13 protein-coding genes are annotated in these 15,316 nt (G+C 61.9%); 6 read left to right on the top strand and 7 right to left on the bottom strand.

Annotated elements, in window-relative coordinates; all coding sequences use genetic code 11:
* Nucleotides 1–13: 13 nt before the first annotated feature.
* The 6 genes from gatA (at nt 14) to NAT23_RS00450 (ending at nt 7,462) form a co-directional block, all read left to right on the top strand.
* Entirely contained in the window at nt 14–1,462 is a 1,449-nt protein-coding gene (gene gatA / locus NAT23_RS00475; RefSeq protein ID WP_251924613.1) for an Asp-tRNA(Asn)/Glu-tRNA(Gln) amidotransferase subunit GatA, read from the top strand.
* Between the two features lie 19 nt (nt 1,463–1,481).
* Nucleotides 1,482–2,936, top strand: a complete 1,455-nt coding sequence (gatB, locus tag NAT23_RS00470; RefSeq protein WP_251924612.1) for an Asp-tRNA(Asn)/Glu-tRNA(Gln) amidotransferase subunit GatB — start codon at nt 1,482–1,484, stop codon at nt 2,934–2,936.
* Between the two features lie 114 nt (nt 2,937–3,050).
* Nucleotides 3,051–3,947 (top strand): polyprenyl synthetase family protein, encoded by an 897-nt coding sequence (locus tag NAT23_RS00465; RefSeq protein WP_251924611.1) that lies wholly within the window; start codon nt 3,051–3,053, stop codon nt 3,945–3,947.
* Nucleotides 3,944–5,419, top strand: a complete 1,476-nt coding sequence (gene crtI, locus NAT23_RS00460) for a phytoene desaturase family protein (RefSeq protein WP_251924610.1) — start codon at nt 3,944–3,946, stop codon at nt 5,417–5,419. Before NAT23_RS00465 ends, crtI begins: the two co-directional genes overlap by 4 nt.
* The gene (locus tag NAT23_RS00455) at nt 5,412–6,335 is read left to right on the top strand and encodes a phytoene/squalene synthase family protein (RefSeq protein WP_251924609.1); all 924 of its coding nucleotides are present in this window, start codon (nt 5,412–5,414) and stop codon (nt 6,333–6,335) included. Before crtI ends, NAT23_RS00455 begins: the two co-directional genes overlap by 8 nt.
* The gene (locus NAT23_RS00450; protein WP_251924608.1) at nt 6,329–7,462 is read left to right on the top strand and encodes a lycopene cyclase family protein; all 1,134 of its coding nucleotides are present in this window, start codon (nt 6,329–6,331) and stop codon (nt 7,460–7,462) included. Before NAT23_RS00455 ends, NAT23_RS00450 begins: the two co-directional genes overlap by 7 nt.
* A gap of 19 nt (nt 7,463–7,481) precedes the next feature.
* Here NAT23_RS00450 and NAT23_RS00445 read toward each other — a convergent pair whose 3' ends face one another.
* The 7 genes from NAT23_RS00445 to NAT23_RS00415 are packed head-to-tail and all read right to left on the bottom strand — an operon-like array spanning nt 7,482 to nt 15,271.
* The gene (locus NAT23_RS00445; protein ID WP_251924607.1) at nt 7,482–8,549 is read right to left on the bottom strand and encodes an ABC transporter substrate-binding protein; all 1,068 of its coding nucleotides are present in this window, start codon (nt 8,547–8,549) and stop codon (nt 7,482–7,484) included.
* A 39-nt stretch (nt 8,550–8,588) separates the two neighbouring features.
* A complete protein-coding gene (locus NAT23_RS00440; RefSeq protein WP_251924606.1) occupies nt 8,589–9,956 on the bottom strand; it encodes a glutamine synthetase family protein in 1,368 nt (455 codons plus the stop codon).
* A gap of 52 nt (nt 9,957–10,008) precedes the next feature.
* Nucleotides 10,009–11,073, bottom strand: coding sequence for an ABC transporter substrate-binding protein (locus NAT23_RS00435; RefSeq protein ID WP_251924605.1), 1,065 nt, complete (start codon nt 11,071–11,073; stop codon nt 10,009–10,011).
* Between the two features lie 46 nt (nt 11,074–11,119).
* Nucleotides 11,120–11,929, bottom strand: coding sequence for an ABC transporter permease (locus tag NAT23_RS00430; RefSeq protein ID WP_251924604.1), 810 nt, complete (start codon nt 11,927–11,929; stop codon nt 11,120–11,122).
* On the bottom strand, nt 11,926–12,846 hold the full coding sequence (locus NAT23_RS00425) for an ABC transporter permease (protein ID WP_251589498.1): 921 nt from the start codon (nt 12,844–12,846) through the stop codon (nt 11,926–11,928). Before NAT23_RS00425 ends, NAT23_RS00430 begins: the two co-directional genes overlap by 4 nt.
* A 2-nt stretch (nt 12,847–12,848) precedes the next feature.
* Nucleotides 12,849–13,937 carry an ABC transporter ATP-binding protein gene (locus NAT23_RS00420; protein WP_251924603.1) on the bottom strand — a complete coding sequence of 363 codons (1,089 nt, stop codon included), beginning with the start codon at nt 13,935–13,937 and terminating at the stop codon, nt 12,849–12,851.
* A gap of 56 nt (nt 13,938–13,993) precedes the next feature.
* Entirely contained in the window at nt 13,994–15,271 is a 1,278-nt protein-coding gene (locus tag NAT23_RS00415; RefSeq protein WP_251924602.1) for an NAD(P)/FAD-dependent oxidoreductase, read from the bottom strand.
* Nucleotides 15,272–15,316 lie beyond the last annotated feature (45 nt).

Genomic DNA, 15,316 nt, shown 5'->3' with positions numbered 1-15,316 from the left:
GTTCGCTCCCCTCATGCACGACCTGACGCTTGCCAAGATCGCCCAAGGGCTTGCCAAGGGTGAGTTTTCAAGCCGCGAATTGACGCAGCACTTTCTCGAGCGCATCGAGAAATATGACTCACGCTTCAACAGTTTCATAACCGTCACCGGCGAACGCGCGCTCACCCGGGCCGATGCCGCCGACACCCAGCGCGCCGCCGGCCAGGCCGGTATCCTCTCGGGGGTGCCGCTGGCCTACAAGGACATCTTCTGCACCGAAGACATCCGCACCAGCTGCGGCTCGAAGATGCTCGACAATTTCAAGGCGCCCTACAACGCAACTGTCGTTGAAAAGCTCGAACTTGCCGGCACCGTCAACCTCGGCAAGACCAACATGGATGAGTTCGCGATGGGCTCCTCCAATGAAACCAGCTTCTATGGCCCGGTCAGAAACCCCTGGAACACCGATCTGGTGCCCGGTGGTTCTTCCGGCGGCTCGGCAGCCGCTGTCGCGGCTGGCCTTGCTCCAGCGGCGCTCGGCACCGATACCGGCGGCTCCATCCGCCAGCCCGCGGCGTTTTGTGGCATTACTGGCCTCAAACCGACGTACGGGCGCGTTTCGCGCTACGGCATGATCGCCTACGCCTCAAGCCTCGATCAGGGCGGGCCGATGGCTCGAAGCGCAGAAGACTGCGCGCTCCTCTTGAACGCCATGGCCGGCCACGATCCCCGAGACTCCACCAGCGTTTCACGGGCGGTTCCCGACTACACCCAATCGCTTGACGCACCGCTCAAGGGCTTGAAGATCGGCCTTCCCCGTGAGTATTTCGGTGACGGGCTTGATGCAGGCGTCGAGCGCGCCGTGCGCGAGGCGATCAAGGTCTATGAATCTCTCGGCGCCAGTGTGATCGATGTAAGCCTTCCGCACACGCAACACGCGGTACCTGCCTACTACGTCATCGCGCCGGCCGAGGCCTCCTCGAACCTGTCTCGCTATGACGGTGTCCGCTTCGGTCACCGCTGTGACGACCCCCAGGATCTGATGGATCTTTACAAACGCTCCCGCAATGAAGCGTTCGGTGAAGAGGTCAAGCGCCGCATCCTGATCGGCACGCACACGTTGTCCGAAGGCTTTTTCGATGCCTACTACAAAAAGGCCCAGCAGGTCCGCCGTCTGATTCGACAGGACTTCCTGGACGCGTTCGAGAAGGTCGATGTGCTGATGGGCCCGGCCGCGCCCACTACCGCGTTCACGCTCGGCAACACGGTCGACCCGGTACAGATGTATTTGCAGGACATCTACACCATCGCCATCAACCTGGCCGGTATTCCAGGCATCAGCGTGCCGGCAGGCTTTCATGAAGGAAGCCCAGTCGGGCTTCAGATTCTCGGCCCTCACTTCGGCGAGGCGCACCTTTTGAACGTGGCGCACCAATACCAGCAAGCGACCGACTGGCACATCCGCCAGCCCGACCTGCCCTGAGCGAAGGAGAGCATCATCAATGCAATGGGAAACCGTAATCGGGCTTGAAGTCCACGTACAGCTGGCCACTCAGTCCAAGATCTTTTCAGGTGCCTCGACCGCCTATGGCGCCGAGCCAAACACTCAGGCCTGCGCCGTCGACCTGGGCCTGCCGGGCGTGCTGCCGGTACTCAACGAAAATGCCGTTGCCATGGCCGTGCGTTTCGGGCTTGCCATCGACGCCGAGATTCCTGAAATTTCGGTGTTTGATCGCAAGAACTACTTCTACCCGGATCTGCCGAAAGGCTATCAGACAAGCCAGATGGGCCAGCCCATCGTTGGCGCCGGCGAAGTCGAGATCACCCTCGAGGACAGCAGCACGCACACCGTGCGTATTCACCACGCCCACCTCGAGGAAGACGCCGGCAAATCGGTGCATGAAAACTTTCATAGCCAGACCGGCATCGACCTGAACCGGGCCGGCACACCGCTTCTGGAAATCGTTTCCGAGCCCGACATGCGCTCGCCCAAGGAAGCTTCTGCCTATGTGCGCGCCCTGCACACGCTGGTGACCTACCTGGGCATTTCCGACGGCAACATGAACGAAGGCTCGATGCGCTGCGACGTCAACGTCTCGGTTCGCCCGAAGGGTCAGGAAAGTTTCGGCACCCGCGCCGAGGTCAAGAACGTCAACTCGTTCCGCTTTATCGAGCGCGCGATCGAGGTCGAGGTCGAGCGCCAGATCGATCTGCTCGAAGACGGCGGCACCGTGGTTCAGGAAACCCGTCTTTTCGACCCCGACCGTGACGAAACCCGCAGCATGCGCACCAAGGAAGAAGCCAACGACTATCGCTACTTCCCCTGCCCGGATCTGCTGCCGCTGATGCTCGATCAGGCCTACGTCGATCATCAGCGAACGCTTTTGCCGGAGCTGCCAGCGGAAAAGCGCCAGCGTTTCATAGACGTCCTCGGGCTTTCAAGCTATGACGCAGCGGTACTGACCGCGACCCGCGCCATGGCGGAATACTTCGAGCAGGTTCACACGCGCTGTAGCGATGCCAAACTTGCCGCCAACTGGGTTCAGGGCGAGCTGTCGGGCCGGCTCAACAAGGAAAACCTCGACATCACCCAAAGCCCGGTGTCGGCCGAACAGCTGGGCGATCTGCTTTTGCGGCTCAAGGACGACACCATCAACGGCAAGGCCGCCAAACAGGTCTTTGCCGAACTGTGGTCGCGCACCTTTGAGACCGCCGATGAAGTGATCGAGGCCAAGGGACTCAAGCAGGTCACCGACACTGCAGCCATCGAGGCCGTGGTTGATCAGGTCATCGCCGACAACCCGATTCAGGTCACCCAGTACAAGGACGCCGAACCGGACAAGCGCGGCAAGATGATCGGCTTTTTCGTCGGTCAGGCCATGAAAGCCTCCAAGGGCACCGCCAACCCCCAGCAGGTCAACCAACTTCTCAAACAGAAGCTGGACGCACTGCTCTAGGCACCGCCCCCTGGAAACTGGCCCTGCCGGCCCCTCGGTCCGGCAGGGCCATCGTTTGGTGTCTATACTGCTGCGTCGACAATAACACTACCGCAGGATGGGACCGTTTCGTTCATGATTTCTCCGCCGCATCATGCGTCGATGTCCGCCGAGCCATCACCGTCGAGTGACTTGCTGTCTCGCGCCATGCGTGAGCAACTGCTGGGCGAGCGCGCACGCGACTCCGTGGTCGACCGCGCCTGCACGCATCACCTGAGCGCTCTCGGCGGCATGATGCGCGCCCGGCTCGGGTTCGAAAGTGCACGCCAGCTCGGCTTTTCACAGGAACAGGCCACCACGCTTGCGCTGGTTCCGGAGCTATTGCACAACGCCTCGCTGATCCATGACGACGTGCAGGACCGCGACCGCGAGCGTCGCGGCCAATCAAGCCTTTGGTACGCCTTCTCACCGGACGTCGCTTTGTGTGTGGGAGACCTGCACATTTCAGCCGCCTATGGCTGCCTCGAGCGGCTGGCCGACCACGCCCCTCGCCTGCCTCGGTTGATCGCGATGATCCATCAATGCGTGCGCGCCACCATTCGCGGGCAGGCCGCAGAATTCAGTGCGCCGAGCGACGACGACTTTGAAAGCTATCGCGCCATTGCCATCGGAAAGACTGCGCCGTTGATCGAACTCGCCCTTACGGCCCCGCTGCTGTTGAGCGGTCACGACCGAGCCCTCGCAGCTGCCCGACAGGCCGCCGACCATTTCGCCCTGGCCTATCAGATCGCCGACGACCTGGAAGACGATCAGAGCGACCTTGAACACGGCTACAGCGATAATCTGGTGCATCGTCTGCGCCGAGCAAACGATCAGAGTCCCCACCACTCGACCCTCATGTTCGCGCTCGACGCTCTTGAGACCGCTCGGACCACCACCGACACATTGCCCTTTGGCGCCGAACACCCCTTGCACCGTGAAATTGAGCGCCTTCACACCCGCCTGACCGTCTGGGAGAACGTCACGTCATGACACACACGCTGGTTATCGGCGGCGGCTTCGGCGGCATGGCCGCTGCGCTCAGAGCCCGAAAGCTCGGCCACGACGTCACGCTTCTAGAGCGTGGCAATGCTCTTGGCGGGCGTGCTCAGGTGTTTGAAGACAAGGGCTACCGGTTCGACGCCGGCCCGACCGTGATCACGGCCGCCTTCATGTTCGAGGAACTGTTTGAGCTCTTCGGCAAGCGCTTGAGCGACTACGTCGAGATGATCGACCTGGACACCTGGTACGAGTTCTACTTCCAGGACGGTCGTCGCTTTCGATACGGGGCGGATCTCGACGACACGCTCGAGCAGATCGCCCACTTCAATCCGCGTGATGTCGACGGCTACACGCGCCTGCTCGAGCACTCGAAGGCCATTTTCGACGTCGGCTTCACCGAGCTTGCCGACAAGCCCTTCCACCGATTCAGCACCATGGTGCGCCAGATTCCGGCGCTGGTGCGGCTCAAGAGCCACCGCTCCGTATGGGGCATGGTGAGCCATTACCTCGAAGACCCCTCACTTCGAAAGGCCTTTTCAATTCCGCCGCTGCTGGTGGGCGGTAACCCGTTCAAGACCACCAGCATCTATGCGCTGATTCCGTACCTTGAACGCAAATGGGGCGTTCAGTTTCCCCGGGGCGGCACCGGCGCACTCGTCGGCGCGCTCGAACAGCTCATGCGCGAGGAAGGCATCCACATCGAAACCGGAGTAAGCGTAGGTCGGCTTCAAGCGCAAGGACGACGGGTCACCGGGGTCGTACTCGAGGACGGCAGCACTCGTCCGGCCGATCGGGTCATCGCCAACGCAGACGCGGCGTATCTGTACAAGCACATGACGCCGAACCTGCCGGCGCTGCCCAAACTGAAGCTCAAGGCAGCCAAGTATTCCATGGGCCTGTTCGTATTGTATCTGGGGGTCGATGCACGCTATTCGGACGTGGCTCACCACACCATCTGGTTCGGGGAGCAGTACAAGACGCTGCTGGCTGACATCTTCGATCATCATGTATTGAACGAGGACGTCTCGCTTTACGTTCATCGCCCGACCGCCACCGATGAAAGTTTCGCCCCCCCTGGCTGCGACTCGTTCTACATTCTCGCGCCGGTGCCGAACCTGCAGGGCGACATCGACTGGGCCGAGGAAGGCCCCCGATTGGCCGAGCGGATCATCGCCTCACTTTCCAAAACGCTGCTGCCGGGCCTTGAACACCACATTGCCACCCAGTTTCACATGACCCCTGCCGATTTCGGCACTCGCTATCTGAGCGAGCACGGCAGCGGTTTCTCGATCGCACCGCTTTTCAGGCAATCGGCCTGGTTTCGCTTTCACAACAAGAGCGAGGCCCTCGACAGGCTCTATCTGGTTGGCGCCGGCACCCACCCGGGTGCGGGCCTGCCCGGCGTGGTGTCCAGCGCCAAGGTCGTCGAGCGTCTGATGGTCGAGGAGTCCCCCGATGGATGACGCGAAGGCGCTTCTGGCCAAGCACGGCAAGTCGTTCTGGTTTGCAAGCCATCTGCTTCGAAAGGAAGACGCACGCGACGCCGCCAGCCTCTATGCGGCCTGTCGCATCCTTGATGATCTGGCCGATGAAGACATGCCGACGGCCAGGGAAAACGAGCAGGCCCGCGACCGGTTGCGCCACATTCAAAGCCGGCTACTGCACGACTCCCTGAAAGAGGACCCGGACCCGGTGGTACGCATTTTCAAGGACCTTGCCCACCGCCGGGGGCTCAACCTGAATGCAGCCAGTGCCCTGATCGACACGCTCACCCAGGACGCCGACCTGACGCTTCGCTTGCAGGATGAGGCCGAGCTTCTGCGCTACTGCTATGGCGCAGCCGGCACGGTCGGGGTGATGATGGCGCCGCTGATCGGCGCGCCAAGTTCGGCCTGGCCTCACGCGATCGATCTGGGCATCGCGATGCAGCTGACCAACATCGCTCGCGACATTTCGGAAGACGGCACGCTCAAGCGGCGCTACGTACCGGGCGCCTGGGTGGCCGACGCAACGCCAAAGGCGCTGATCAGCCCCGATGAGGCCCTTGCACCCACGGCCGCCCGCGCCGATCTGGCGCTTCTGGATCTGGCCGAGCGCTACTATCAAAGCGGCGCCGATGGGTTTACCGAGATTCCGAAACGCAACCGCCGCGCGATTCAGGTCGCCGCCGAAGTCTATCGCGGCATCGGCACTCGGCTTCGCGCGCGTGACGGCCAGTACTGGCATGCCCGGGCGTACGTGCCACTGCGCGGCAAATTCGCTCTGGCGTTCAAGAGCCTGACCGGCAGCGGCGGCGTCACGCCGGCTCACCGCCCGGTGCATGACCGCGAGCTGCATCGCCACCTGACGGGGCTTCCCGGCACCAATCCGCCATGCTAGAGCTTATCATCCTGGGCGGCGGCTGCGCCGGGCTGAGCCTTGCCTATCAGTTGGCCACCCGCGCTGCCGACCCGCCCTCGACGCTGATCATCGAGGCGCGACCGACCTACCAGGAGGACCGTACCTGGTGCGGCTGGCCGCTGGAGCCCCACGCCTTCGATGACTGTGTGATCGCCCGCTGGTCAAGGTGGGGGCTTGAAAACGGCGAGCATCGCGCGAACGTGCGCTCATCCATAGCCTACGAAATGATCGATGCCGGACGGTTCTACGACACCTGCCTCGGGGCCATCGCCACCCATGAACGCCTAACGCTCAGAACCGGCACCCGGGTTGATGCCCTTGTCGAATACGATGACCACGTCGCGATCACACTCGATAGCGGCGAGACGCTCTCGGCGCGTCAGGTCATTACCACCCTGCCCACGCCCAAGCGGCTGAATGCCCCCTGGCGGTGGCAGGATTTTGCCGGCTGGGTGATCGACACCCCAAAGATAGGCGCCCTCGCGCAGGCGGAGCTGATGAATTTCAGCGTCACGCCCGCACCGACCAGTGACACTCTGGCGTTCGTCTATACCCTGCCCATCGATGAGCGTCATGCGCTGGTCGAATGGACCTCGTTTGCACGCGCGCCCGTGCCGCTCGACCAGCTGGAACAGGCGCTCGCCCAGCACGTTGCCGAACGGTTCGGCGAGGTTGACGTACTCCGACGCGAATGCGGGAGCCTTCCGATGGCCCCGGCCTGGCAGCGCGGCAGCGCACGCATTCACCCGGCCGGCACCGCCGGCGGCGCCATGCGCCCGGCCACTGGCTACGCCTTTCACGCCATCCAGCGCTGGGCCCGCGAGTGCCGAGAAGCACTGGAGGCCGGACAGCCGCCGAGCCCTCCTGCGCGCTCGAAAGGCCTTGAGTGGCTCGACCGCACCTTCATGACGGCGCTCTCGCGTCACGCAGCGCTCGGGCCGGACTGCTACGTCCGCCTTTTTGATCGCCTGCCCGCAGAACGGGTGATCCGCTTTTTGGCAGGCCAGCCGACGGCGCTCGACGTCGCCCGCGTGATGACCGCTCTCCCGCTCGCGCCGTTTCTTGAAAGCGCGGCGCGGACGCTCACGGCCCCCCCTCAGCCCTGAGCGTCAACGGGACGTTGACTCAGCGCGCGCGAAGCTCGGTCCAGAGCTGCTGTACGAACTGAAGGGTGTCGGCGTCAAGCGAGGCCGTGTACTTGAGCCGCTCACGCACGGCCGCGTCCGGCATCACCGGCGCCGAGCGAAGAATCGGCTTGAGGGCGTCGAGCGCGTCCTTGTTGGGCGAGGAATAAAACGTCCAGTTGGAGATCTGGGCGGCCACGCCCGGTTCACTTAAAAAATTGATGAACTGATGGGCCAGTTCCGGGTTGGGTGCGTGTTTCGGGATGACCATCGTATCCACCCAGCGCTGGCTGCCCTCACTGGGTACAAAAAACGCGATGTTCTTGAACGCCTCGGGGGATTCGGCCTTCTTGCGGGCATAATCGCCGTTATAGACCACGCCCACGTCGATCACACCGCGGCTCAACTGATCGAGCGCGGCAAGCGCATCGACAAACCCGACGTAGTTGGGCCGTTTCATGGTGGGCTGCACCACCTTAGCCGCATCGATCCACGCCTGCCGCGTCGGGCAATCGAACCCGTTACCCAGATAGGCGCATGCCGATGACAGGGTGAACTGGCCGTCGCCCTTTAAAAGGCCAAACGGTCGGTCCGGGTTGGCATCGGCATCAAAGAGCGCTCCCCAACTGTGCGGCAATTCAGGCAGCGCACTGGCGTCGTAGGCAATGCCGGTCACGCCCCATTGATACGGCATGCTGTAGCGTCCGCTCGGGTCGTAGCTTGGGTCCTTGAACTCCTCGAGCAGGTGCGTGCGGTTCTGTAGTTTCGAAGCGTCGAGAGGCTGAACCAGGTCGGCCTGCTTCAGCCGGTCCACGAAATAGCCGGATGGAAACACCACGTCGTACTGACGGTCGCCGCCAGCCTGCAGCTTTGCAAACATTTCGGCGTTGGAGTTGTAGTAGTTCTGGACGACACGCACATCGAAGCGCTGTTCGAATTCATCGAGCACCGTCGGCGGCAGGTAATCTGTCCAGTTGAACAGGGTCAATGTCTTGGACGCCGCCATTGACGGCAGAGACATCGTAAGTGCTGCGCACATAAGTACGCCCTTGAATCGAACTGACGCCATGACTCGTTCCTCATTGTTGTCGTTATCGTCGGTTAAGGTTCAGACCCGAAGCAGCAAATGCTCGCGCTCCCAGGAACTAATCACTCGGTAGTAGGCCTGATGCTCGGCCCGCTTCACCGCAAGATAATTTTTCATGAAGCGCTCACCCAGCACCTCGGTCAGCTCACTGCTGCGCTCCAGACGCTCAAGCGCCGGACCTACATCGTTGGGCAGCACCGAGCTTTCGCTGTCGAGCGCCGACCCGCTCAAGGGCGCACGCGGCTCGAGCTTCTCGACCATGCCCAGATACCCGCAGGCCAGAGATACCGCCATCGCCAGATACGGATTGGCGTCGGCGCCGGGCAAGCGGTTTTCGACCCGCATGCTCTGAGCCGAGCCGACCGGCACCCGAAGGCCCGCGGTACGGTTGTCAAACCCCCACTCGACGTTGGTCGGCGCCGAGCCACTGAAGCCGCTGGGCATGAACCGGCGGTAGGAGTTGATATTGGGGGCAAGAAGCGGCAGCGCATCGGGCAGATAGCGCTGAAGCCCCGCCACATGATTCAAGAACAGCGCACTCGGCTCACCCTTGTCATCGGCAAACAGGTTGCGCGTGCCACTCAAGTCCCAAAGGCTTTGGTGCAGATGCAGCGCACTGCCCGGCTCGTTGGCCATGGGCTTGGCCATGAAGGTTGCGTACATGCCGTGGCGCAGCGCGGTCTCTCGCAGGGTGCGCTTGAAGATCACCACCTGATCGGCAAGCATCAACGGGTCGCCGTGCTGGAAGTTGACTTCCATCTGCCCGGCGCCCTCCTCATGAATCAGCGTGTCGATGTCGAGTCCTTCGGCCTCACAGAAGTCGTACATGTCCTCGAACAGCGGGTCGAACTCATTGACTGCATCGATGCTGTAGGACTGACGCCCGCTTTCCTGGCGTCCGGAGCGCCCGATCGGCGGCTCCAGCGGATAATCGGCGTCGGTATTACTCTTGACCAGATAGAACTCGACCTCGGGCGCCACAACAGGCTTCCAGCCCTTGGCCGCATAAAGCTCAAGCACGCGCTTTAATACATAGCGCGGCGCGATCTCCACCGGCGAGCCATCGAGGTAGTAACAGTCGTGAATGATCTGGGCGACGGGGTCGGCTGCCCACGGCACCAGATAGACCGCAGACGGGTCTGCAACCAGTTGCATGTCGAGCTCGGCCGGGTTCCAGAACCTGAGTGCGTCGTCGTCCGGGTAGCCGCCGGTCACGGTCTGGATGAAAATCGAATCCGGAAGCCTAGGGCGCCCGGCATTCAGGTATTTGCCTGCAGGCATGATCTTGCCCTTGAGTACACCGGTCATGTCACTGACCAGGCATTCCACTTCGGTAATGCCGTGCTGCTCGAACCAGGCCTTCAAATCAGTGGTGTGTTTTAACGTCATAACCCCGCCCATCCGACCAAAAAAACGGGGCCAAAACGGCCCCTTCGACGACTCAACGCGACTGCACTTCGCTCCAGATCTGCTGGAAGGTTTGAAGCGCCTCGCCGTCCAGGCTCGGTGTGAAATAGAGCTTCGCCATCTGCTCGTCGGTCGGCATCGCCGGCGGCACCTGAAGCTCGGGGTCCAGGTGTGGCACAGCGGCCTTGTTCGGCGTCGAATAGTAGTTGTAGTTCGAGAGCTGCGCGCCGACCTTCGCGTCCAGAATGAAATTGATGAACGCGTTGGCAAGCTCCGGGTGCGGCGCGCGCTTGGGAATCATCATGACATCGACCCAAAGCTCACTGCCTTCTTCAGGCAGTACGTACTCGAGGTGCTTGAACCCCTTGGGGTTTTCGGCCTTGTCGAGCAGATAATCGCCGTTGAAGGTAAGCGCGGCCTGAGTCACGCCGCGGGCCATCTGCGGAAGCGCCGGCGTGCCATCGACAAAGCCTGTGAAGTTATCGCGATGCTTGGTCTTTAAAAGCAGCTTGGCGGCCTCGGTCCAGCTCTTGCGATCGGTGCACTCATAGCCCTTGCCGAGATAGGCGCACGCCGCGCCGAACATGACCTGACCATCGGTCATCATCGAAAACGGCTGACCGCTCGTCTGCTCGGGATCAAAGATCAACGACCAGCTTGCCGGTGCATCGGGGTAGGTCTTGGTGTTGTAGACGATGCCGGTCGTGCCCCACTGATACGGCGCGGAATACGCCTGCCCCGGGTCATAGCTTGGGTGCTGGAACTTGTCCATCACGTTGGCCATGTTCGGAACCTTGTCGAGCTCGAGCGGTTGCACGAGCCCGGCCTTGATCAGGCGCGGCACGAAGTAGTTCGAGGGCACGATAACGTCGTACTGAGCGTAGCCCCCGGCCTGAAGCTTGGCGTACATTTCGGCAAGCGAGCCAAAATGACTTTCGACCACATCAACGTCGTACTTCGACTCGAACGCCTTGATGATGTCCGGGTCCATGTACTCGGTCCAGTTGAACAGATAAAGCTTCTGCGTCGCCCCGAAGGCGGAGCCGCAAAACAAGAGCCCGCCGGCGAGGAATGCGGGCCAGGACATGCGTCGGTTCATCGAAATGCTCCCTGTATCGAATACTTTGATTGTTATGTTAAGTGCCTCACCGGGAGGCGTCTGAGCCTTTTGAGCGCGTGAAGGCAAGGCTGATGACCGCCGCGACCGCGACCGCTGCGATCATTAATGATGCAATGGCGTTGATCTCAGGCGTCACCCCTTTTCGAATCGCGCCCCAAATGTAGATCGGAAGCGTCGAGCTTTCAGGACCTGCCGTAAAGAAGCTGATCACAAAATCGTCGATTGAAAGCGTGAACGACAGGAAAAAGGCCGACACCAGCGCCGGCTTGATCGAGGGCACGATAAAATGGCGCGCCCGATCAAACGGCGAGGCGTAAAGGTCTTTGGCGGCATCGAACAGCGTGGCATCAAGCCCCAAAAAGCGTGAGTAGGCGATCAGCGCCACGAAGGGAATCTGAAACGTTACATGCGACAGCACCATGGTACCAAGCCCCGGCGACAGCCAGCCGGTAAGACTGCTCAGGCGCACGAAAAAGGTCATGTTCGAAATACCGAACACTATGTCCGGCATCACGATCGGCAGATAGATCAAAACGATCAGCCAACCCAACCGGCGCGCCCGATAGCGATAGAGCCCGTAGCCCATCAGCGTGCCGATAACGACCGCGATGACCGACGAGATGATCGCAAGCACCAGGCTATGGCCGAGCGAGGCCATGATCTGCTCGTTGCCCCAGAGCCGCTCGTACCAGCGCAGCGAAAACGACTCGAACAGCGCCGAGCTATTGATCGAGTTGAAGGAAAACAGCACCACCACCGCAAGCGGCAGGTACAAAAACGCCATCAACACCCACCAGAGACAGGCCAGACTGCGCTTCAGTGAGGGCGACGTCATATGACCACCTCCTCACCGCCACCTGCGCGCCGGCCAAGCCGCCTCAGCAGAAATATTCCCAAAAGCGTTGCCACCAGCATCAGGAGCGAGGCCGCCGCCCCGTAGGGCCAGTTGGAGCCCCCGGCGAACTGCGAGGCCACCAGGTTGCCGATCATCAGTGAGCGCCCGCCGCCCAAAAGCTCAGGCACCACGTACATGCCAAACGCCGGCACCGCCACCAGCACGATGCCGGCCAGAAGGCCGGGCAGCGTCTGGGGGAAGACCGCCACCCAGAACGCCTTGAGCGGTGAGGCGTAGAGGTCGCGGGCGGCCTCGACCAGGGTGGTGTCGAGCTTCTCGAACGCGGCGTACAGCGGCAGCACCATGAACGGCAGGAAGTTATAGATCAGACCGAGGGTGACGGCAAAGCTCGACGGAAAGAGCCCCATGTGCGGGGCAATCAGACCAAGCGACTGCGCAAGGTTTGAAAGCGGCGTATCCGGTGCCAACAGGTTCATCCATCCAAAGGCCCGGATGACCTGATTGGTCCAGGACGGCACGACAACCAGAAGCAGCATGATCGGCCGAAGAGATTGCCGACACAGGGTGATGTAATAGGCGATCGGATAGGCGATCACGACCACAAGCGCGGTCGCGACCACTGTCTGCCAGAGAGAGCGCAGCAGCGTGTAAAGATTGCCCGGGCTCCAGCCCAGAAACCCGAAGCCTGCCAGCTGGCGAAAGGCATCGAAGGTCAACGGCAGGCTCGGCTGGCCGTAGGTGCCGTTGGTCAGAAACGCCATGCTCACCAGATAAAGGCTCGGCAGCACCAGAAAGAGCACGATCCAGAACGCGCCCGGCAGCGTGGTCAGTAAAAGATGGCGCGTTTCACGAAAGCGCAGCTGGCGAACCGAGCGCTCAAAGGGCCGTTTGCTCATCGTCAGCCGCCCTCACCGCGTACGGTCATCAGATCCGAAGGCGAGATGCTGATCGGCACGCGATCATCGGCTGCAAAGAGCTTCTGGCCCTGATTGCTGCTGAACGCCGTCAGCGCCACATCCTCGACCTGAAGCCGGTATTCGAAGTGGCTGCCGCGGTAAAAACTCTCGACCACAGTGGCGTCGAATCGATTGGGCTGGCCGAGCGCATCGTCACCGAGTTCGATGGTTTCCGGGCGAATCAGAACCAGATCGCCGTCGTTCATGTGCTCGCCCTCGGCCGGAAGCGTAAGCGGCCCGATCGCGGTATCGAGCCGGTCGGCGCCGCGGCGCTTGATCTCGAGCAGGTTCGAATGCCCCATGAAACGAGCAACGAACGCATTGGCCGGGCGCTCGAACACGGCTCTGGGCGTATCGAGCTGCTGAATCTTGCCGTCGTTGAGTACCGCGATGCGATCGGACATCACCATCGCTTCCTGCTGATCGTGGGTCACGAACACGAACGTCATGCCAAGACGTCGTTGAATGCGTTGAAGCTCGACCTGAAGCTCACCGCGAAGCCCGGCGTCCAGCGCCGACAGCGGCTCGTCAAGCAAGAGCACATCCGGCTCGCACACCAGTGCACGGGCAAGCGCAATGCGCTGACGCTGGCCGCCGGAAAGCTGGTGAATGCGCCGAGAGAGCAGCGGGCTCAGCTTGATGAATTCGGCCATTTCCCGCACCCGGCGGGTGCGCTCGGCCTTGTCGACGCCCTGCATCTTGAGTCCGAAGCCGATGTTGTCCTCGACGCTCAAGTGGGGGAAGAGCGCGTAGGACTGAAAGACCGTATTGACGCTTCGCTTGTGCGGCGGCACCGCGGTCACATCGACCCCACCGATCGACACCACCCCGGCGTTGGGCGTATCGAGCCCGGCCAGAATGCGTAGCAGCGTGGTCTTGCCGCAGCCGGAGGGGCCGAGCAGCGTAAAGAACTCGCCGGCCTTGATGGTCAGGTCGACCCCGTCGAGCGCGATCGCATCCCGACTGAAGGATTTTTCGACCCCTTCAAGCGTGATGGACGACGCTTTTCGGGCGGTTGATTCGTTGGCCAATGTCTCAGTTATACCTCGTTTCAAAACAGATCGTCCGGCATCGTCGTACCGAATCGCTACAGTCGATCCTTCAGCTTGTAAAACGACGTTGCCAGCACCAGTAGCGGCGTACGCAGACGGCGCCCCCCGGGGAAATCGCGATGGGTCAGGCGCGCAAACGCCTCGAACCGCTCGGGGTGGCCCTCGATGGCCTCGGCCAGAAGCTTGCCGGCAAGCCCTGCAAGCGCCATGCCATGCCCGGAATAGCCGTGGGCAAAATAAAGCGTCTGGTCGATCACACCGAAATGCGGTGCCCGGTTTCGGGTGATCGCCACATCGCCGCCCCACCGATAATCGATGGCAACGCCCTTGAGCACCGGAAAAAGCTCAGCCATCTTGGCCTGCATCCGGGGCAGCAACTGCCTCGGTTCACGTCCGTCGTAGCTGACCTGCCCGCCATAAAGAAGACGCCGGTCGCCCGAGAGCCGGTAGTAATCCAGCACGAAATTGGCATCGGACACCGCATCGTTTTGCGGCAGAACGTTTGCCACCTGCGCCTCGCTCAAGGGTTCGGTCGCGATGATGTAGTTGGCAACCGGCATGATCTTTGATGCCACTTCCGGCACCAGCCCCACATGATAGGCGTTCACGGTCAGTACCATACGCTGGGCGCGGATAGTGCCTGAAGGGGTATGCACACGGCAAGGCTCACCGCGCTCGATTCGCTCGGCCGGAGCGTATTCGAACACCTGAACCCCGGCCGCCTTCGCCGCCCGCGCAAGGCCAAGCGTATAGTTGAGCGGATGCAGGTGCCCCGCCTCCGGCTCGAACAGCCCCCCGGTATACGCCTCGGTCACGACCCGCTCTTGAAGCGCCGCCTTATCGAGCCACTCAAGCCCCTCGTAGCCATACCGCTCGGCAAGCGTTGCCTGCCACTGCTTGAGCGCACGCTCGTGACGCGGTTTCAACGCAGTGTGCACGTAGCCGCGGCGATAATCACAGTCGATGCCGTGGGTGTCGATCAAGGACTCGGTCAGCGCAAGTGCCTCACGGCTGAGCGCCCAGAGCCTGCGCGCGTCGTCAAGACCGACCTGCGCCTCGATCACACTCATGTCCGTACCAAAGCCTGGAAGGATCTGGCCGCCGCTGCGTCCGGAGGCGCCATGGCCGATTCGAAAGGCCTCGATCAACGCCACGCGGAAGCCGGCACGCGCCAGATGAAGCGCCGCCGAACAGCCACTGACGCCGCCGCCCACCACACAGACATCGACCTCGAGCTCGCCCGAAAACGCAGGCGTTGGTTCGAACGGCACACGCACGCTATCTGCGTAGTAGGAATCGAGTGCAACAGACATGATGGCAGACCACTCCTGCAGCGGGCGCGATGAGCGCAAGCGCGA

The sequence above is a fragment of the Larsenimonas salina genome, from assembly GCF_023736155.1.
Taxonomy (GTDB): Bacteria; Pseudomonadota; Gammaproteobacteria; order Pseudomonadales; family Halomonadaceae; genus Larsenimonas; species Larsenimonas salina.
Note: the sequence above shows the minus strand (reverse complement) of the source record. Positions and strands in the feature narration are given on the sequence as shown.

Excerpts from the sequence above, each read along its gene's own strand:
- gatA (WP_251924613.1), top strand. The coding sequence starts at position 14 with ATGCACGACCTGACGCTTGCCAAGATCGCCCAAGGGCTTGCCAAGGGT.
- gatB (WP_251924612.1), top strand. The coding sequence starts at position 1,482 with ATGCAATGGGAAACCGTAATCGGGCTTGAAGTCCACGTACAGCTGGCC.
- NAT23_RS00465 (WP_251924611.1), top strand. The coding sequence starts at position 3,051 with ATGATTTCTCCGCCGCATCATGCGTCGATGTCCGCCGAGCCATCACCG.
- crtI (WP_251924610.1), top strand. The coding sequence starts at position 3,944 with ATGACACACACGCTGGTTATCGGCGGCGGCTTCGGCGGCATGGCCGCT.
- NAT23_RS00455 (WP_251924609.1), top strand. The coding sequence starts at position 5,412 with ATGGATGACGCGAAGGCGCTTCTGGCCAAGCACGGCAAGTCGTTCTGG.
- NAT23_RS00450 (WP_251924608.1), top strand. The coding sequence starts at position 6,329 with ATGCTAGAGCTTATCATCCTGGGCGGCGGCTGCGCCGGGCTGAGCCTT.
- NAT23_RS00445 (WP_251924607.1), bottom strand. The coding sequence starts at position 8,549 with ATGGCGTCAGTTCGATTCAAGGGCGTACTTATGTGCGCAGCACTTACG.
- NAT23_RS00440 (WP_251924606.1), bottom strand. The coding sequence starts at position 9,956 with ATGACGTTAAAACACACCACTGATTTGAAGGCCTGGTTCGAGCAGCAC.
- NAT23_RS00435 (WP_251924605.1), bottom strand. The coding sequence starts at position 11,073 with ATGAACCGACGCATGTCCTGGCCCGCATTCCTCGCCGGCGGGCTCTTG.
- NAT23_RS00430 (WP_251924604.1), bottom strand. The coding sequence starts at position 11,929 with ATGACGTCGCCCTCACTGAAGCGCAGTCTGGCCTGTCTCTGGTGGGTG.
- NAT23_RS00425 (WP_251589498.1), bottom strand. The coding sequence starts at position 12,846 with ATGAGCAAACGGCCCTTTGAGCGCTCGGTTCGCCAGCTGCGCTTTCGT.
- NAT23_RS00415 (WP_251924602.1), bottom strand. The coding sequence starts at position 15,271 with ATGTCTGTTGCACTCGATTCCTACTACGCAGATAGCGTGCGTGTGCCG.